The sequence below is a fragment of the Streptomyces thermospinosisporus genome, assembly GCF_039526425.1.
In the GTDB taxonomy this organism is placed as follows: domain Bacteria; phylum Actinomycetota; class Actinomycetes; order Streptomycetales; family Streptomycetaceae; genus Streptomyces; species Streptomyces thermocarboxydovorans.
In genome coordinates this window covers 4,277-22,255 of record NZ_BAAAIZ010000010.1, presented here as the reverse complement: position 1 = coordinate 22,255, position 17,979 = coordinate 4,277, and the positions used below count along the sequence as shown (strand labels likewise).

The following is a 17,979-nucleotide window of genomic DNA, read 5'->3' as shown; positions in this document are numbered from 1 at the left end:
GCGGGACGCCGTCCGGGGTCGGGTTCGAGAAGATCAGTCGTTGGCCACGACCGGGTAGCGCGGCTCGTTCTCGGCCATCTGCCGCAGCGCCTCCTTGCGCTCCCGCTTCGACAGCCGGTCGATGTACAGGTAGCCGTAGAGGTGATCGGTCTCGTGCTGCAAACAGCGCGCGAAGTACCCGGTGCCGCGCACCTTGATCGGGTTGCCCCACTCGTCCTGCCCGGTCACCTCGGCGTAGTCCGGCCGGGCGAGCGGCGCGTAGGCGGTCGGCACGGACAGGCAGCCCTCGTTGCTGTCGTCCAGCCGGCGCTTCTCGGCGGGCAGTTCGACGAGCTTGGGGTTGCAGACGACACCGACGTGGCGCACGCCCTCGTCGTCCGGGCAGTCGTAGACGAACACCTTCAGGTCCACGCCGATCTGGTTGGCGGCCAGGCCCACGCCCTCGGCGGTGCGCTGGCTGGCGAACATGTCGTCCACCAGCTTGCGCAGCTCGTCGTCGAACTCCGTGACGTCCCGGCACTCCTTGTGCAGCACCGGATTGCCCACGACCGTGATCGGACGGGAGGTGCCCCGCTCGCGGTAGGCGGCCTCACGCTCCTCGCAGTCCTCCGTGTCGATGACGTACCCCTCGTCGTCCACGGGGAGCACGCCCGCGCGCTGCTGATCGGTGTCCTGCTGAGCCATGCCGACGTAAGCCTTCCTGCAAGCAAAAGGGGGGTTCACTGCTGATACAGGGTACGTGCAAGCGCCCCTCGCGGGGCGCGGGACCGCATCCGGTCCGCGGGAGGCCCTCCGGTGCCGAAAGCACGCGGCGGACCTGCACCGGAGCCGGCTAGCAGACCTCCTCCAGGTCCCGCCAGTCCCTGGTGTCCGGGCTGTCGGCCACCCAGCCGTCCAGCAGCCCCCTGACCAGCGCGGCCGGCGCCGCCACCCCGCACTCGCGCTCCGGCACCCACAGCTGCCCGTCGGTCCGGTGCCCCAGCGGCCCGGGGTGGCCCGGCTCGCTGTGGTCGTGCGGGTCGAGGTGCTCGCCCTCGCCCTCGTCGGACGGCATCCGCGACTCCGAACACATCCGGCACAGCAGCCGCACCGACGACGACCAGTCCTCCGCCGCGAACCCGGCGTCCGCGGCCAGCTGCTCCAGCGCGTCCCGGTCCGCCTCGCTCGCCGCCTCCAGCAGCACCACCCACGTCGGCACCGGCGACGGCGCCCACAGCTCGATCTCGTCGAACACCGGGTAGGTGTGCCCGGCGGCCGTGCTGCGCTCGCCGTGCGGCACGCCGTCGTGCAGGACGACCTCACCCCAGCGCCGCCCCGAGGACGGCAGCGGAATGGACAGCACCTCGATCCGGGCCGGGTCGAGCCGCCGCCCCCACACCACCTCGGCCTCCCCCTCCGGGGAGAGCCGCACGGCCGCGCTGCCCAGGTCCATGCCCAGCGGCTCGCCGGAATCGGTGGCGGCACCGGGCACCTTCAGCCCGTAGGCCTGCCAGGCGCGGCGGGCCAGCGGCCAGTCCTGCAGGGCGGTCGCGGCGATGCCGACGTTCCACCAGTCGGGGGCCCCGGTGTCCCGGTCCAGCAGCGCCACCGCCCGCAGTCCGGCGGCCCGCGCCTGCTCCCAGTCGTGCCGGAACTTGTGCAGCAGCGCCAGGTTGAACCAGGACTCCGACAGCCAGGGCTCCAGATCGGCAGCACGTGTCAGCAGCGCGCCCGCGTCCTCGTAACGCCCGTCGCCGATGAGCGTGAACGCCCGGTCCGTCGCCTCCCGCCAGGAGGCGGAGGGCCGGTGCCGTCCCTTGCCGAAGATCCTCACGATTCCCGCCTGCCAGTTCCGTGCGGTGGGCCGGCTGATCCTTGCTCGCGCCCCCCGGACACCCTCTTGTTCGCATCCAACCACGTACGGCCGCAAGGGCGCTCATTACCCATGGGTTACCCAGCCCCGAGGGGGGTCAGACAGTTCTTCCCCCTGCCTCGTGCGTGGCTCTCGCCACGCTCAGCCCCTCTGCTCACGCATCACCTCCGGGTTCCTCGACAGCACACGGGCCAGCGACTCGACCACCTCCGGTGCGTACTCCCCGGCGCTGCCGAGCCGCAGTTCCTCCAGCGCGGTGAGAGGCCCGCCGGGGCCGCCTTCCCGGGACTTCTCCTCGTACGCGTTGACCGCGCGCACGATCCGCGCGGCCGGCAACTGGTCCCGGTGGGGGTCGGCCTGCTGCTCGACGATCCGGGCGACCCGCGGGTCCACCCCGGTCTGGCGGACGACGGCCCCGCCGAGCAGGGCGATCCGCCGCTGCTCCGTCCGCGGCAGGCCGGCGGTGGCGCCGGCCGGGACCGGGTCGACAAGGCTGAGCTGGCCGATGTCGTGCATCAGGGCCGCGTACTCCAGCACGGTCAGCTCGGGCTCGGTCAGCCCGAGGTCGCGGCCGACCGCCTGGCTGAGCGCGGCGACCCGGCGGGCGTGCCCGGCCGGGGTGTATCCGGCGATCTCGGTGGCCCGGGCGAGGGAGGCGATGGTCTGCCGGTAGGTGGCGCGCACGGCGGCCACCCGCCGGTGCGCCAGCTGGGCGAGCAGCAGCGGCACCGAGAAGACGGGCAGCGCCCACAGGCCGACCACGGCGACCGCGAGCGCCATCACCGCCCCGGTCGCGATGACCGCGGCGCCGATGCCGGGCACCGCGCGCAGCTCGTCGCGCAGCACCGGCCCGAAGGGCCAGCCGTGCCGGGAGTGGGCCAGGGCGGCGGCGAGCACGGCGTCGCACAGCATGGTCAGCGACAGCAGCAGGAGCAGCAGCAGCGCGTAGGCGGGGCCACCCCAGTCGTCGAACGTGCCCCGGTTGCGCGGGGGCTGGAAGCAGACGGCCACGAAGCCGACGGTGAGCACGCGGCGCGCCAGATGGTCCAGGGTGGGCCCGTGCCCGCGCCCGACGTGCGGCACGCTGCCGAGCAGGGAGGCGGCGAGCACCACGGTGACGACCTGGGCGGCGCCGTGCGTGGTGGGCCGCCCGCCGATCTCGCCGAGCAGCCCGTAGGCCAGGGAGCCCGCGGCGGCGAGCGGGGCGGCCTGCCGGACGGGGGTGCGGCCGCGGCGGGTGAGCTCGCCGACGGCGACCAGGACGCCGAAGGCGAGGGCGGCGCCGCGGCTCTCGAGGCCGTGCCACAGGGTGGTGCCCAGGCAGCCGACGGCCACGACGGCGGCGGCGCCGTGCACGGCGGTGTGCAGGGGCGGGCGGGGGGTCACCGCCGGGCCCCGGGCCGGTCGGCGGCCGGTGCGGCGGGCGGGGGCACGCGGGCCGGGGACTGGTCGGCGGTGACCGCGGGATGCCAGCCGACCCGCCCGATCACCCGGACCAGGGCGGCCACCATCCGCGGGTCGAAGTGCGCCCCCGCGCACCGCTGGAGCTCCTTCAGCGCCACGGGCACGGGGCGGGCCCGGCTGTAGGAGCGGGTGGAGGTCATGGCGTCGAAGGCGTCGGCGACGGCCACCACCCGTGCCGACTCCGGGATCTGACTGCCCGCGAGGCCGTACGGGTAGCCGGTGCCGTCCAGGCGTTCGTGGTGGTGGAGCACCGCCGCTCGGGCCTCGCCGAGGAAGGCGATGCCCCGCACCATCTCGTGTCCGTACTCGGGGTGCAGTTCGATGATCCGCCGTTCCTCGGGGGTCAGCGGCCCGTCCTTGGTGAGCAGCCGGGTGGGCACGCCGAGCTTGCCGACGTCGTGCAGGATGCCCGCGAAGCGCAGCACTTCGACCCGCTCGTCGTCCATGCCCAGTTCGCGGGCGATCATCATGGCGGCCTGCCCGACGCGTTCGCTGTGCCCGCGGGTGTAGCCGTCCTTGATGTCGACGGCCTGCACCAGGGCCCGGATGGTCGCCTGGTGGGCGGCGCGCTCCCGGTGGTACTGGGCGAAGGCCCACCAGGAGACCCCCATCGGCAGCAGCACCAGCAGCGCGGCCACGGGGCCGTAGGGGCTGCGCCACAGCAGCGCCATCATCAGTCCGGCGAGCCCGTGCACGGTGAGCGGCGCCAGGGATCTCAGCAGCAGCCGCCACCAGGCGGCGGCGGTGCGTCCCACGCGGTGCAGCGGGCTGCCCGAGGCGCATGCGAGGACGAGGCAGTCCAGGAGGGTCAGCACCAGGCTGAAGGCGGCCACGGCGGCGCCGGCGGCGGCGAGCGCCGCGGGCACCTCGCAGCCGGCGACCGCCTCCCGTCCGCCGGCCGCTGTGTGCGTCTCGGCGGCGGCCCGCACGGCGAGCACCAGCTGGGCGGTGCGCCAGATCCGCCGCGGCAGCAGCGGGGGTTGCTCCACGGGGGCCAGCAGCGCCGCGGGCAGGGCGACCAGTGCGGCGGCGTGCGGCGGCAGCAGGAAGGCCCCGGCGAGCAGCACGGGGTAGAGGGTGCCGGAGGGGTTCGCCGCTCCGGGGCGGGAGGAGCGGACGAGCCACTCGCCGGCGGCGTAGAGCAGGGCGAGCAGGGCGGCTGCCTGCCACCACCAGGCGGGATCGTCCGGTGCCGGCAGCGGCAGCAGGCACAGCAGCGCGGCCAGGGCTGCGCCCGTCACACAGATGCGGGCTCGTGCCGGTAACGCCTCCATGAGCCCCTCCCCGACCGTGCGGGCCGCCCTCGGCCTGCCGCCCGTCAGCCTCCGGAGCCTAGGGCGCGCCGGGATCCGTGCGGGCCGATAAGCCGGGGATTAGCACGTACGAGTGACGTGAGGTGCGGGGCTCCTCGGTGGTCAGGACTCCTGAGGTGTGGCCGGTGAGGCGGCGACGTCGTGGTCGGGCACCGTCTCGCCCGAGCGGATCAGCTCGATGCGGCTCATGACCTTCGAACGCAGGTCGCCCGGCACGTCGTCATGTCCGCAGCACCGCTTGACGAGCTTCTTCACGGCCTGTTCCAGGCCGTACTTCTCCAGGCACGGCGAGCATTCCTCGAAGTGGTGCTCGAACTTCGCACAGTCGTCGTCGGGCATCTCACGGTCGAGGAACTCGTAGAGATGATCGAGGATTTCGCTGCAATCCGTCTCGTGCGGCTCTCCGCAGCTCATGACCCCGAGCCTTTCGCTTCGTTCGACTCTCCGGCGCCGGCCGGGACCAGTCCGCGGTCGCGGGCGTAGTCCTCGAGCATGCCGCGCAGCTGGCGGCGGCCACGGTGCAGCCGGGACATCACCGTACCGATGGGTGTCCCCATGATGTCGGCGATCTCCTTGTACGCAAAGCCCTCGACATCCGCCAGATAGACGGCGATGCGGAACTCCTCGGGGATGGCCTGGAGGGCTGCCTTCACGTCCGAGTCGGGCAGGTGGTCCAGCGCCTGCGACTCGGCCGAGCGCAGTCCGGTCGACATGTGCGACTCGGCGCGGGCGAGCTGCCAGTCCTCGATGTCCTCCGCGGCGCTGCGCTGGGGCTCGCGCTGCTTCTTGCGGTAGGAGTTGATGAAGGTGTTGGTGAGGATCCGGTACAGCCACGCCTTGAGGTTGGTGCCCTCGCGGAACTGGTGGAACGACCCGTACGCCTTGGCGTAGGTCTCCTGCACCAGGTCCTCCGCGTCGGCCGGGTTGCGTGTCATGCGCAGTGCGGCCGAGTACATCTGGTCGAGGAACTCGAGCGCGTCCCGTTCGAAGCGCATGTTGCGCTCGGCGGTCGACTCCGCGCCCGTGCCGCCCTGGCTCTCGGGCTGCTCCGCCTGGCCGTGATCGGTCCCTGCGTCGGTACCGGGAACCGGACCCACCTCCTCCAAGGTTGTCGCGGGACCGAGACCGGCCCCACCCGAATCGGAGGATAGACGACGATCCGGTCCGCCCGCCGCCCGAACAGGAGCGGTCTTCGCCGCGTGCAGCACCGTCCAGTCCAGGTCGGCGCGGCTGGTGCGGCTCGGGCAGTGGACAGAACCCATGCGGCAGACTCCCTTGCTGTGACGGCGGTGCCGTCGGCCGGCACGTACGTCCCCTCCAACAGCGGGGGCCGGCCGGGCATTCCCGAGCGGTCGGCGGCGGGCGGGCATACCCGGCGGGCGAGGGGATCGCCCCGCCCTCACTTCAGCGAACCGGTCCACCTCACGACCGCGTCCGTCAGCCGCGCCATCGTCTCCTGCCCGGTGACGCCGGCCCGCTTGGGCACCGCGAAGCCGTGGTCGCCGTGGGGGATCTCCACCAGCTCGTAAGGGCCCTCGGGGAACTCATCGGGGCGGCCGAACGGGTCGTTGCCGCCCTGCACGACGAGGGTGGGCACCCCGGCGCCGAGCAGCTCCTCGGCGCGGGACTTCTCCGGCTTGCCCGGCGGGTGCAGCGGGAAGCTCAGCGCCAGCACGGCACGGGCGCCCAGCTCGCGGGCGGTGCGGCAGGCGACGCGGGCGCCGGCGCTGCGCCCGCCGGAGATCACCGGCAGGCCGGGTGCGGTGAGCGCGGGCCAGATGCCGCGCCAGCCGGTGTCCAGGGTCTTCGGGGCGGGGGCGACCTTCTTGCCGGCCACCCGCCAGGGCTGCTCGACCAGGGCCACGGTGACGCCGTGCGCGGGCAGCGTCCCGGCGAGCGCCACCAGGTCCCGGGCCTCGATGCCGCCGCCGGCGCCGTGGCTCACGGCGAGGACCAGGCGGGGCCGGGAGCGGGCGGCGTGCCAGGTGATGCGGGCGGGCCCGGCGTCGGTGTCGATGGTCTCGGTCGTCACATCGGAAGCGGTGGTCACATCAGAAGAGTGTGCCCTCCTCCGGGGCCGCCAGCTCCTTCAGCAGCTGCGGTCCGTTGTTGCGGACGTTGCTGACCGCCGTGCTGACCGGGTAGGCGCGCATCAGTCCCGGGGGCGGCGGGGCGAGCAGCTCGCGCAGGTCGCCGGGGTCGGTGCGGGACGGGTCGAGCCAGGCGTCCCAGCGGTCGGGGGTGAGCATCAGCGGCATCCGCGGGTGGATGTCGGCGAGCGACCGCGGCCCCTCGGCCGGGGCCACGGCGAGCGGGGTCCGCTCCGCCTCGGTGGTGATCACGGAGCAGGTCACCCACCAGGCCTGCGGGTGGTCGTCGGGCAGCGTGCGGTCCCGCCAGAACTCGTACAGCCCGGCCATCGCGAACACCGAGCCGTCGGCGGGGGTCACGAAGTACGGCTGCTTGCGGGGCCTCTTCCGCTTGCCCTCCACCTCCAGTTCGCGCTCCTGGGTGCCGGTGACCCACTCGTAGTAGCCGTCGGCGGGCAGGATGCAGCGGCGGGCGGCGAAGGCGCGGCGGTAGGACGGCTTCTCGTGGACCGTCTCGGCGCGGGCGTTGATCATGCGTGCGCCGCCCTCGGGAGTCTTCGCCCAGGACGGGACGAGCCCCCACTTGAGCCTGCGCAGCTGCCGCACCGGCCGCGGGTCGGGGCCGTCCTTCAGCGGACGGTCCAGGACCGCGTAGACCTCCTTGGTGGGGGCCACGTTGTAGTCGGGCTCCAGGGACTCCTGCGGCTCCCACTTCTCTATCTCGAAGATGCCCGCGAGATCCTCCGGCCTGCGGCTCGCCGCATACCGTCCGCACATGTCCGACGCCCTCCCACCGTCTTCACCATCCCCCTCACCTTACGAGGAGGCACCGACAACGGACCGGCCCCTGGAGCGAGCCCCGGGTCGCCCCCGGCGCCGTGACCTGCCGGTTCTCCGCAGGGAACGGGCCCTGGCGCACAGGCGTCTCAGGTACCGTCCGCACAGACGTGCCACACTGCCAGACTCCGCCCGCACGCAGGGAGCCACCGGGATCACATGGAACGCATGGTCAGCACCGCATCCGCCTCGCTCGCCTCGCTGTGGGACGAGGTCTCCGGCACCCAGCCGGAGCCCGATCAGTGGGTGGTGGTGGCCACGCTGGTCGCCGCCCTCGCCGTGGTCGCCTGGCATCCGTCGTGGCGGCTGTCCCGCAACGCCATCACCATCGCCCACGAGGGCGGGCACGGCCTGGTGGCGCTGCTCACCGGGCGCACGCTCACGGGGATACGCCTGCACTCGGACACCAGCGGCCTGACCGTCAGCCGGGGCAAGCCCTACGGCATCGGCATGATCCTCACCGCGGCGGCCGGCTACACCGCTCCCCCGCTGCTCGGCCTCGGCGGCGCGGCGCTGCTGGGCGCGGGGCGGATCACCCTGCTGCTGTGGGTGGCGACCGGCCTGCTCCTGGCGATGCTGGTGATGATCCGCAACGCCTACGGCGCCCTGACGGTCCTGATCACGGGCGGGACGTTCCTGGCGGTCTCCTGGCTGACCGGGCCGCAGGTGCAGGCGGCGTTCGCCTATGCGGTGGTGTGGTTCCTGCTGATCGGCGGGGTGCGTCCGGCCTTCGAACTCCAGGCGAAGCGGGCCCGGGGCGGGGCCGGGGACTCGGACGCCGACCAGCTCTCCCGGCTGACGCACGTACCGGCGGCGATGTGGTTCTTCCTGTTCCACGCCGTTTCCGTGTGCTCTCTGCTGGGCGGAGGACGCTGGCTCCTGGGGCTGTGAACGGCCCGTGCGGGGGCGCGCGCACGCCGCGCTGCCGCTCCGCCGCCCGGGCGCACCCCGTCCCGATGGCGCCGCACCGGCCCGGCGGCCTCCTTATAAAGTGGCCCCATGGCCCCGAACCCCGCACACACCGCCCTCTGGCCCGCCCCGCACGCGAGCGGAGCCGTCGATGCGACGGTCCACGTGCCCGGGTCCAAGTCGGTCACCAACCGCGCCCTGGTGCTGGCCGCCCTGGCCTCCGAGCCGGGCTGGCTGCGCCGCCCCCTGCGCTCCCGCGACACGCTGCTGATGGCGGGCGGGCTGCGCGCCATGGGTGTGGAGATCGAGGAGGGTGTGGGGCCCGACGGCACCGGTGAGGCCTGGCGGGTGCTGCCCACGGGTCTGCGCGGCCCGGCCACCGTCGACGTCGGCAACGCGGGCACCGTGATGCGGTTCCTGCCGCCCGTCGCCACGCTCGCCGACGGTCCCGTCCGCTTCGACGGCGACCCCCGTTCGCACGAGCGTCCCCTGAACGGCGTCATCGACGCGCTGCGCGCGCTCGGGGCCCGGATCGACGACGACGGGCGCGGCGCGCTGCCGATGACCGTGCGCGGCGGGGGCGCCCTGGACGGCGGCACCGTCGAGGTCGACGCCTCCTCGTCCTCCCAGTTCGTCAGCGCGCTGCTGCTGTCCGCCCCGCGCTTCAACCAGGGCGTGGAGGTCCGGCACACCGGCGCGACACTCCCGTCGATGCCGCACATCCGGATGACCGTCGACATGCTCCGGGCCGTGGGCGCCCAGGTCGACACCCCCGAGTCCGGCGGGGAGCCGAACGTCTGGCGGGTCACCCCGGGCGCGCTGCTCGGCCGGGACCTGACCATCGAGCCGGACCTGTCCAACGCCCAGCCGTTCCTGGCGGCGGCGCTGGTGACCGGCGGCCGGGTCGTGATCCCGGACTGGCCGGAGCGCACCACCCAGCCGGGTGACCGGCTGCGGGAGATCTTCACCGAGATGGGCGGTTCCTGCGAACTGACCGACGCGGGGCTGGTGTTCACCGGCTCCGGGAAGATCCACGGCATCGACGTGGACCTCGGCGAGGTGGGCGAGCTGACGCCCGGCATCGCCGCGGTGGCGGCGCTCGCCGACTCGCCGTCGACCCTGCGGGGCGTGGCCCATCTGCGGCTGCACGAGACGGACCGGCTGGCCGCGCTCACCAAGGAGATCAACGAGCTCGGCGGCGATGTCACCGAGACCGCCGACGGTCTCCACATCCGGCCGCGCCGGCTGCACGGCGGGGTCTTCCACACCTATGAGGACCACCGCATGGCCACCGCCGGTGCGATCATCGGGCTCGCGGTGGAGGGCGTGCAGATCGAGAACGTGGCGACCACGGCGAAGACCCTGCCGGACTTCCCCGAGCTGTGGACCGGGATGCTCGGGGCGTAGGGGTTCACCATGCGCCGCTATGGCAGGCACACCGACGAGGACGACATCCGTTCCCGCCCCAACCGCAAGGGCAACCGGCCGCGCACCCACATCCGCCCCAAGCACGAGGACGCCGCCGAGGGCATGGTCCTCACCGTCGACCGCGGCCGGCTGACCTGCCTGGTCGAGGACCGCGTCGTGATGGCGATGAAGGCCCGTGAACTGGGCCGCAAGGCCGCGGTGGTCGGCGACCGGGTGGCCCTGGTGGGCGACCTGTCCGGCAAGAAGGACACCCTCGCGCGGATCGTGCGCATCGAGGAACGCAGGACGGTGCTGCGGCGCACCGCCGACGACGACGATCCCTACGAGCGGGTCGTCGTCGCCAACGCCGACCAGCTGGCCATCGTCACCGCGCTCGCCGATCCGGAGCCGCGGCCCCGGCTGATCGACCGCTGCCTGGTCGCCGCGTTCGACGGCGGGCTCGACCCGCTGCTGGTCATGACCAAGTCGGACCTGGCACCGGCGGACAAACTGCTGGAGCTGTACGGGGATCTCGACATCCCGTACGTGGTGACCAGCCGTGCGGAACTGGAGAGCGGCGAGGCCGCGGACCGGGTGCGCGAGCATCTCGAAGGGCGCATCACCGCCTTCGTCGGGCACTCCGGCGTCGGCAAGACGACGCTGGTGAACGCGCTGGTGCCCGAGGACCGGCGGCGCACGACCGGGCAGGTCAACGCGGTGACCGGTCGGGGGCGGCACACCACGACGTCCGCGCTGGCGCTGCCGCTGGCCGGTGCTCAGGGGTGGGTCATCGACACCCCCGGCGTGCGGTCGTTCGGGCTGGCGCACGTCGATCCCTCGCGGGTCATCCACGCGTTCCCGGATCTCGAACCGGGCACCGACGGCTGCCCGCGGGCGTGCAGTCACGACGAGCCGGACTGCGCCCTGGACGCCTGGGTGGAGGAGGGACACGCCGATCCGGCGCGGCTCTACTCGCTGCGGCGGCTGCTGTCGGCGCGGGAGCGGACGGAAGGCGACTGAGCCGGCGGCCGGCTGACGCCTCGTCGGAAGAGACGGACGGGGTCCATGCGCCCGAAGAGGCGGTCGGCGTGCCGGAAATGCGGGCCGCGTCCGGCTCGGGAAGGCCGAACGGGCTTCGCGTTGTTTGTCCTGACGTGCGACTGGTAAGTGCATAATCGCACCGAGCCGGAGTTCGTGCCTGAGGTGGCGGTGCCCTTCGCGGGCGTACGGGAGGACGACACATGGCGTGGCTGCTGGTCATCGTGGCCGGGTTGCTCGAGACCGGCTTCGCCGTGTGCCTGAAGCTCTCCCACGGTTTCACCCGGCTGTGGCCGACCATCGCGTTCTGTGTGTTCGCCCTGGGCAGCTTCGGCCTGCTGACCCTCGCGCTGAAGCGGCTGGACGTGGGTCCGGCGTACGCGGTGTGGACGGGGATCGGGGCCGCGGGGACGGCGATCTACGGCATGGTCTTCCTCGGCGACCTGGTGTCCGTGCTGAAGATCGTGTCGATCACGCTGGTGATCATCGGGGTGATCGGGCTGCAGCTGTCCGGCTCGGCCCACTGAGGAGCGTGTGCAGGGCGTCGCGCACCAGATCGGCGACGCTGCCCTCGGCGGGCGGGGCGGCGATGCAGGAGAGCGCGATCCGGATGGTGAGTTCGCAGGCGCGGGCGAGCTCGGCGAGGTCGGGGCCCTCGGCGCCGGCGCCGGCGCGCGGACCGGCCAGGGCGTTGACGGCCCGGTCGCGGACGAGGGCGACGAAGTCGGTGGGGGACGGCAGGGGGCCGTCGGCGCGGCGCTGCGCGGGGACGGCGGAGCTGGACGGCACACGGGTGAGGGACGGGGTCGGCAGACGCTCGCTCCAGCAGCCGGTGAGCATGGCGCGGACCAAGGCGTTGCTGCGGGCGGTCTCGGTGGTCCACTCGGCGGCGGCGGTGAGCCGGTCGCGGGGGTCGACCGGGCCGGGAGGGCTCAGGGAGGCCGTGGGACCGGTGAGGCTCGTGGCTCCGGCGAGGTGCGTGGATGCAGTGGGGTGCGTGGATGCGGCGGGGCCGGTACTTCCCGTGAAACCTCCGGTGAGGCCCGGACCGGCGGAGCCGGCACCTCCGGTGAGGCCCGGACCGGCGCCGCCCGTACCTCCGGCGGGACTGGTCGTCCCGGTGAAGCCGCCGGGTGCCGCTGCTCCCGAGAGGGCACGGTCCACGCCGGCGAGGTAGGCGTCGGCCTCCCTGCGGACCAGGGCGCGGGCGAGGCCCTCCTTGCTGCCGAACTCGTTGTAGAGGGTCTGCCGGGAGACTCCGGCCGAGGCGGCCACGTCCACCATCCGTACGGCCGGCCACGGCCGGCGTGCCAGGGCGGTGTAGGCGGCGTCCAGCAGAGATTCCCGCGCTGCAGGCATCTTCGCCTCCCTCGGGGCGAGCTCACGACCCTGCGGTTCAGAGTTGACGGGGTGGTAGGCACTGTCAAGGGTGCGCGCGGCCACCGGCGGGGGCACGCACGACATGCCTCCCCGCGCCGCCGCGACGGTCCGGACGCCCCCGCTCCCCTGTAGCCCCGGCGCCACCTCGGCAGATACGGTCGTCACATGCCCGACTACCTCGATGACCTGCGTCTCGCCCACGTCCTCGCGGACGCCGCCGACGCCGCGACGATGGAACGGTTCAAGGCCCTCGACCTCAAGGTGGAGACCAAGCCGGACATGACGCCGGTGAGCGAAGCGGACAAGGCCGCGGAGGAGCTCGTCCGCGGTCATCTGGCCCGCGCCCGCCCCCGGGACGCGGTGCTGGGTGAGGAGTACGGGGTCGAGGGGACGGGCCCGCGGCGCTGGGTCGTCGACCCGATCGACGGAACGAAGAACTATGTGCGCGGTGTGCCGGTGTGGGCCACGCTCATCGCCCTGATGGAGGCCGGTGAGGGCGGCTACCAGCCGGTCGTCGGCGTGGTCTCGGCCCCCGCGCTCGGCCGCCGCTGGTGGGCCGCGAAGGACCACGGCGCCTTCAGCGGCCGCAGCCTCACCTCCGCCTCCAAGCTGCAGGTCTCCCGTGTCTCGAAGCTGGCGGACGCCTCGTTCGCGTACTCCTCGCTCAGCGGCTGGGAGGAGCAGGGCCGGCTCGACGGCTTCCTCGACCTGACCCGCGAGGTGTGGCGGACCCGGGCCTACGGGGACTTCTGGCCGTACATGATGGTCGCCGAGGGCTCGGTCGACATGTGCGCGGAGCCGGAGCTGTCGCTGTGGGACATGGCCGCCAACGCGATCATCGTGACCGAGGCGGGGGGCACCTTCACCGGCCTCGACGGCCGGCCCGGACCGCACAGCGGCAACGCGGCGGCCTCCAACGGGCTGCTCCACGACGAGCTGCTGGGGTATCTGAACCAGCGCTACTGAGAAGTACGAGGTGAGCGTGTGCGCCCTTCTTGGGCCGCACGCGCCCTCTTGTTGACCCCCGCTTTGCCTGCCACTCTGAGAGTCCCCCCACTTGTGAATTTGTGAAACCGTGAACAAGCGGATCCGGCGTCCGCGACACCGCACGGTTTCCGGTAGGAGGTGGCTCCATCCCATGCTCGTCCGTGACGCCATGAGCACGGTGGTCCTCACCGTCGGCCCCGACCACACCCTCCGCCAGGCCGCCGCCCTGATGTCCGCCCGCCGTGTGGGCGCCGCCGTGGTCCTCGACCCCGACGGCATCGGCATCGGCATCCTCACCGAACGGGACGTGCTGAACTCCGTGGGTCTGGGGCAGGACCCGGACACGGAGCGCGTCCACGCCCACACCACCACCGACGTCGTCTTCGCCGCACCGGCCTGGACCCTGGAGGAGGCCGCGGGGGCCATGGCCCACGGCGGTTTCCGGCATCTGATCGTCTGCGACAACGGGGAGCCCGTCGGCATCGTGTCGGTGCGCGACATCATCAAGTGCTGGGCCCCGGCGCGCCAGCAGGTCCCCGCCTGACCGCGGTCAACGCATGAGAACGGGCCGGGACTGCTGCTCTCGAAGAAGTCCCGGCCCGCCCGGCCCGGCAAGCGGTCCAGCGCTGGAATCAGCCGCGCAGGGCCTGCACCGCGGCCTGAAGCCGCTTGCCGAAGTCCTCGTCCGCCTGGCGGAAGTTGTTGATCGCGCGCTCGGCGATCTCGTCCCGCGTGACGCCCGAGACGGCCTTCGCCAGGTTGGTCACCAGGCGCTCCTTCTCGTCCTGAGACATCAGCCGGTAGAGATTGCCGGCCTGCACAAAGTCGTCGTCCTCGGCGTGGACGGGGGTGGCCGTCTCACCGGTGGCACCGGTGACCGGGATCGGCTGCCACAGCGGGCGGCCGGTCTGGGCGGGGCCGCCGAAGCTGTTCGGCTCGTAGTTCTTCGCGCCCTTGTGGCGGCCGTCGTAGAGGTAGCCGTCACGGGAGTGGGTGCGCGCCTCGGTGGCGCGCGGGCGGTTCACCGGCAGGTGGTCGGCGTTGATGCCGACGCGGTAGCGGTGTGCGTCGCCGTAGGCGAAGAGGCGGCCCTGGAGCATCTTGTCCGGGGACGGGCCGATGCCCGGCACGAAGTGGGCGGGGCTGAAGACCGACTGCTCGACCTCGGCGAAGATGTTCTCCGGGTTGCGGTTGAGCTCCAGCTTGCCGAACTCGATCAGCGGGTAGTCCGCGTGCGGCCAGACCTTGGTCAGGTCGAACGGGTTGAAGCGGTAGGTCGCCGCGTCCGCCGCCGGCATGATCTGCACATATGCCGTCCAGGACGGGTAGTCGCCGCGCTCGATGGACTCGCGCAGGTCCCGCTGGTGGGAGTCCGGGTCCTTGCCGGCCAGGATCTCCGCCTCCTCGGCGGTCAGGTTCTTGATCCCCTGGTCGGTCTTGAAGTGGTACTTGACCCAGAAGACCTCGCCGTCCTCGTTGTTCCACTGGAAGGTGTGCGAGCCGAAGCCGTCCATGTGGCGGTAGGAGGCCGGGATGCCGCGGTCGCCGAAGAGCCAGGTCACCTGGTGCGTGGACTCCGGGGAGAGCCCCCAGAAGTCGAAGACGTTGTCCGCCTCCTGCGAGCCGGTGTACGGGTCGCGCTTCTGGGTGTGGATGAAGTCCGGGAACTTGATGGCGTCCCGGATGAAGAACACCGGGGTGTTGTTGCCGACGAGGTCGTAGTTGCCCTCCTCGGTGTAGAACTTCACCGCGAAACCGCGCGGGTCGCGCACGGCGTCCGGCGCGCCCAGGTTGCCGGCCACGGTCGAGAAGCGCACGAAGACCTCGGTCTGCTTGCCGACCTCGGAGAGGAACTTGGCCCGCGTGTACGGGGTGACGTCGGCGGTGACCGTGAAGGTGCCGTAGGCGCCGGCGCCGCGGGCGTGCACCACCCGCTCCGGGATGCGCTCCCGGTTGAAGTGGGCCAGCTTCTCCAGCAGCAGCTGGTCCTGCACGAGCACCGGGCCGCCCACGCCTGCCGTCTCGCTGTTCTGATTGTCGGCGACCGGGGCACCGGCCTCCGTGGTGAGCGGTCCCTTCGTCACGTGCGCCTCCTGCGTCACTCTTGACCAATCCTGTTCCTTGGCTAAGGCCAGGCTCGACCCTACAATAGACATTGTCTAAGTCAAGCCGAGATCCAACTTCACACCTGTTCGGGACCTGGTCCCTCTGCTGTTAAGGTGGTCTCATGAGTGACCTTCTGGAACGGCTCCGCGGACGTGGATGGCGGATGACCGCACAGCGCCGTGTCGTGGCCGAGGTCCTCGACGGCGAACACGTCCACCTGACGGCCGACGAGGTGCACGCACGAGCTGTCGCCAAGCTGCCCGAGATCTCCCGGGCGACCGTCTACAACACCCTGGGTGAGCTGGTCTCGCTCGGTGAGGTGCTGGAGGTCGCCACCGACCAGCGGGCCAAGCGCTACGACCCCAATGCACACCGGCCGCACCACCACCTGGTGTGCGCGCGGTGCGGCGCCATCCGGGACGTCCACCCGACGGGCAATCCGCTGGCCGACCTCCCCGACTCGGAGCGCTACGGCTTCACCGTCTCGGACGTCGAGGTGACGTACCGCGGCATCTGCCCCAACTGCGCGGCGGCGTAGGGCACTCAGACACGACCGAGAGCCCCGGCACCACTGGTGCCGGGGCTCTCCGGGCTGCATGCGTGCGACGACCCGATCCGTGCAAGGTCCTCGGTGCCAGGTCCGGAGGGTGAACGCACCGAGGGCCGGAACCCTTTCGGATTCCGGCCCTCGGACTTCAGTAGCGGGGACAGGATTTGAACCTGCGACCTCTGGGTTATGAGCCCAGCGAGCTACCGAGCTGCTCCACCCCGCGTCGACGCAGGCAACGTTACGTCAAGGACGCGGGAGGAAGCAAATCGCTTCTCCGCGCGGTGTCCTGCGACTTCGCCGGAAGTGGCGGACACCACACCGGACACCACACCGGACACCGCACGGACGGAAGGGCGGCTCAGGCCGACAGCTCCTGCCGCAGGGCGTCGCGCAGCCGGACGGCACGCTCCGTGACCGCCGGGGGACCGAGCGCCGCCGCGCGGTCGGCCCAGCGCTGGCCCTCGGCGAGCTCGCCCCGCCGCGCGTAGACCAGGGCCAGGCGCAGCGCGGCGCGGCCGTGTCCGGCGTCCGCGGCGCGGGTCCACCACACGGCCGCCTCCGGCTCGCTGCCCTCCCGGGCCAGCAGCAGACCCAGGTTGAAGGCGCCGTTGCGGGAGCCGGCCTCGGCCGCCTCGCGGTACCAGCGGGCCGCCTCGACGACGTCGCCGCGGGCCGCCGCGAGCATGCCGACGCGCACCTGGGCCCGGCGGTGCCCCTGGGAGGCGGCACGCTCGTACCACTCCTCGCACTCGCTGCGCCGGTGCACCGGCTCGCCCAGCTCGTGCGCCGGCTCGGGCGGCCGACGGGCGTCCAGCACCGTCGCCAGGCGGTAGGCGGCCTCGGCGCTGCCGCCGCCCGCCGCGCAGCGCAGGAACCGCTCGGCCTCGGCCTCGTCGCCGGCCCGCAGCCGGGCCATGCCGACCTGCAGCGCGGCCTCGGTGTGCCCGGCGGCGGCGGCCCGCTCGTACCAGCGCAGCGCAGCCTCCTCCTCGCCCCGGCCGGCGTGCAGGATACCCAGGTTGAAGGCGGCGTCCACGCTGCCCGCCTCGGCGGCCTTGGAGAACCACGGCTCCGCGCCCGTCTCGTCGCCGGCCTGCAGCAGCAGGATCGCCAGGGCGTTGGCGGCCTCGCGGTGACCGGCGTAGGCCGCCCGGCGGTACCACTGCTCGGCCTGCGAGGTGCGGCCCTGCTCGGAGCAGAGCAGCCCGAGGTTGTAGGCGCCGTTGACGTCGCCGGCGTCCATGGCGGCCCGGTACCAGCGCTCGGCGGTCTGGGTCTCGCCGCGCTCGGCGTGCAGCGCGCCCAGTGCGTTGGCGGCGTTGCCGTCGCCGTCCTGGGCAGCGCGCAGCCACCACACGGCGGCGTTCTCGGTGTCGCCGGCGTCCCGCAGCAGGAACCCGAGCGCGCAGGCGGCCCGCGCCTCGCCGTCCTTGGCGGACGTCAGATACCAGCGGCCGGCCTCCTTGAGCTCGCCGCGCTTCTCCAGGATCGTCCCGAGGTGCAGGGCGGCCCGGCGGTGACCGCGCGCGGCGGCCTGCCGGTAGTACTGCTCGGCCTCCTGCAGCAGCCGGACACCGTTGTCGTCGCCGGACCTGCGTGCGGCCCGGCGGTCCAGCGTGCGGGCCAGCCGGTACGCCGCCTCACGGTGGCCGCGTTCGGCCGCGGCCCGCATCCAGCGCTCGGCGCCTGCCTCGTCCCCGCGGTGCTCGAGCAGGTCGGCGAGCGCGTAGGCGCCCAGCGTGTGGCCCTGTTCGGCGGACTGGCGCAGCCAGTACTCCGCGGCCGGTTCGTCACCGCGCTCGCGGTGGTGGCGGCCCAGGGAGTGCGCCGCCGCGGCCGAGCCGGCGACGGCGGCGATGCGCCACCATCCGGCGGCCTCGTCGGCGTAGCCCCGCTGGTGCAGCAGGACGCCCAGGTTGTTGGCGGCGGCGCGGTCGCCGGCGGCGGTGGCGTTGCGCAGGTGGGGTTCGGCTCCGTCGAGATCACCGCGGCGCAGCAGCATGGCGCCGAGGATGCTCATCGCCTCGACGTCGCCGGCCTCGGCGG

At 73.0% G+C, this 17,979-nt stretch carries 18 protein-coding genes and 1 tRNA gene; 7 read left to right on the top strand and 12 right to left on the bottom strand.

The annotated features are described in order from the left end of the window. Positions 1 to 33: 33 nt before the first annotated feature. From def to ABD207_RS04995, 8 genes are all read right to left on the bottom strand, one after another. Positions 34 to 684, bottom strand: a complete 651-nt coding sequence (gene def, locus ABD207_RS05030) for a peptide deformylase (RefSeq protein ID WP_343999946.1) — start codon at positions 682 to 684, stop codon at positions 34 to 36. 148 nt (positions 685 to 832) lie between these two features. After that, the gene (locus ABD207_RS05025) at positions 833 to 1,813 is read right to left on the bottom strand and encodes a tetratricopeptide repeat protein (RefSeq protein WP_167997287.1); all 981 of its coding nucleotides are present in this window, start codon (positions 1,811 to 1,813) and stop codon (positions 833 to 835) included. Positions 1,814 to 1,993: 180 nt separating this feature from the next. Further along, complete coding sequence (locus tag ABD207_RS05020) at positions 1,994 to 3,238, bottom strand: HD-GYP domain-containing protein (RefSeq protein WP_344010335.1); 1,245 nt, start codon at positions 3,236 to 3,238, stop codon at positions 1,994 to 1,996. Continuing rightward, positions 3,235 to 4,590, bottom strand: coding sequence for an HD-GYP domain-containing protein (locus ABD207_RS05015; RefSeq protein WP_344010333.1), 1,356 nt, complete (start codon positions 4,588 to 4,590; stop codon positions 3,235 to 3,237). Before ABD207_RS05015 ends, ABD207_RS05020 begins: the two co-directional genes overlap by 4 nt. 141 nt (positions 4,591 to 4,731) lie before the next feature. Continuing rightward, on the bottom strand, positions 4,732 to 5,043 hold the full coding sequence (rsrA, locus tag ABD207_RS05010; protein WP_167997285.1) for a mycothiol system anti-sigma-R factor: 312 nt from the start codon (positions 5,041 to 5,043) through the stop codon (positions 4,732 to 4,734). Next, the gene (gene sigR, locus ABD207_RS05005) at positions 5,040 to 5,726 is read right to left on the bottom strand and encodes an RNA polymerase sigma factor SigR (RefSeq protein WP_344010331.1); all 687 of its coding nucleotides are present in this window, start codon (positions 5,724 to 5,726) and stop codon (positions 5,040 to 5,042) included. Before sigR ends, rsrA begins: the two co-directional genes overlap by 4 nt. Positions 5,727 to 6,028: 302 nt before the next feature. Next, the gene (locus ABD207_RS05000) at positions 6,029 to 6,679 is read right to left on the bottom strand and encodes an alpha/beta hydrolase family protein (protein ID WP_344010329.1); all 651 of its coding nucleotides are present in this window, start codon (positions 6,677 to 6,679) and stop codon (positions 6,029 to 6,031) included. 1 nt (position 6,680) lies between these two features. Then, the gene (locus ABD207_RS04995) at positions 6,681 to 7,496 is read right to left on the bottom strand and encodes an SOS response-associated peptidase (protein WP_344010327.1); all 816 of its coding nucleotides are present in this window, start codon (positions 7,494 to 7,496) and stop codon (positions 6,681 to 6,683) included. A 228-nt stretch (positions 7,497 to 7,724) separates the two neighbouring features. Here ABD207_RS04995 and ABD207_RS04990 point away from each other — a divergent pair, with 228 nt between their 5' ends. The 4 genes from ABD207_RS04990 (at position 7,725) to ABD207_RS04975 (ending at position 11,437) form a co-directional block, all read left to right on the top strand. Then, the gene (locus ABD207_RS04990; RefSeq protein ID WP_344010325.1) at positions 7,725 to 8,447 is read left to right on the top strand and encodes a M50 family metallopeptidase; all 723 of its coding nucleotides are present in this window, start codon (positions 7,725 to 7,727) and stop codon (positions 8,445 to 8,447) included. Positions 8,448 to 8,555: 108 nt separating this feature from the next. After that, a complete protein-coding gene (aroA, locus tag ABD207_RS04985; RefSeq protein WP_344010323.1) occupies positions 8,556 to 9,872 on the top strand; it encodes a 3-phosphoshikimate 1-carboxyvinyltransferase in 1,317 nt (438 codons plus the stop codon). 9 nt (positions 9,873 to 9,881) lie between these two features. Then, complete coding sequence (gene rsgA, locus ABD207_RS04980) at positions 9,882 to 10,892, top strand: ribosome small subunit-dependent GTPase A (protein WP_344010321.1); 1,011 nt, start codon at positions 9,882 to 9,884, stop codon at positions 10,890 to 10,892. A 221-nt stretch (positions 10,893 to 11,113) separates the two neighbouring features. Then, positions 11,114 to 11,437 (top strand): DMT family transporter, encoded by a 324-nt coding sequence (locus ABD207_RS04975; RefSeq protein ID WP_343999925.1) that lies wholly within the window; start codon positions 11,114 to 11,116, stop codon positions 11,435 to 11,437. Here the strand turns inward: ABD207_RS04975 and ABD207_RS04970 are convergent. Continuing rightward, a complete protein-coding gene (locus ABD207_RS04970; RefSeq protein WP_344010319.1) occupies positions 11,394 to 12,269 on the bottom strand; it encodes a TetR/AcrR family transcriptional regulator in 876 nt (291 codons plus the stop codon). The genes ABD207_RS04975 and ABD207_RS04970 overlap by 44 nt on opposite strands. A 186-nt stretch (positions 12,270 to 12,455) precedes the next feature. Between ABD207_RS04970 and hisN the strand changes: the two genes are divergently transcribed. Continuing rightward, positions 12,456 to 13,256 (top strand): histidinol-phosphatase, encoded by an 801-nt coding sequence (gene hisN / locus ABD207_RS04965; protein WP_343999920.1) that lies wholly within the window; start codon positions 12,456 to 12,458, stop codon positions 13,254 to 13,256. A gap of 172 nt (positions 13,257 to 13,428) precedes the next feature. Continuing rightward, positions 13,429 to 13,821 carry a CBS domain-containing protein gene (locus ABD207_RS04960; RefSeq protein WP_344010317.1) on the top strand — a complete coding sequence of 131 codons (393 nt, stop codon included), beginning with the start codon at positions 13,429 to 13,431 and terminating at the stop codon, positions 13,819 to 13,821. Positions 13,822 to 13,909: 88 nt separating this feature from the next. Here ABD207_RS04960 and ABD207_RS04955 read toward each other — a convergent pair whose 3' ends face one another. Next, positions 13,910 to 15,361: a catalase gene (locus ABD207_RS04955; RefSeq protein WP_344010315.1), complete on the bottom strand. Its 1,452-nt coding sequence runs from the start codon at positions 15,359 to 15,361 to the stop codon at positions 13,910 to 13,912. A 143-nt stretch (positions 15,362 to 15,504) separates the two neighbouring features. On the opposite strand from ABD207_RS04955, the gene ABD207_RS04950 reads away from it, so the two are divergent. Further along, positions 15,505 to 15,921 (top strand): Fur family transcriptional regulator, encoded by a 417-nt coding sequence (locus ABD207_RS04950; protein ID WP_344010314.1) that lies wholly within the window; start codon positions 15,505 to 15,507, stop codon positions 15,919 to 15,921. A 161-nt stretch (positions 15,922 to 16,082) separates the two neighbouring features. Here ABD207_RS04950 and ABD207_RS04945 read toward each other — a convergent pair. Both ABD207_RS04945 and ABD207_RS04940 read right to left on the bottom strand, forming a co-directional pair. After that, a tRNA-Met gene (locus ABD207_RS04945) sits at positions 16,083 to 16,156 on the bottom strand. 135 nt (positions 16,157 to 16,291) lie between these two features. Continuing rightward, positions 16,292 to 17,979: tetratricopeptide repeat protein (locus ABD207_RS04940; protein ID WP_344010311.1), on the bottom strand; the 1,688-nt coding region annotated here is incomplete at its 5' end.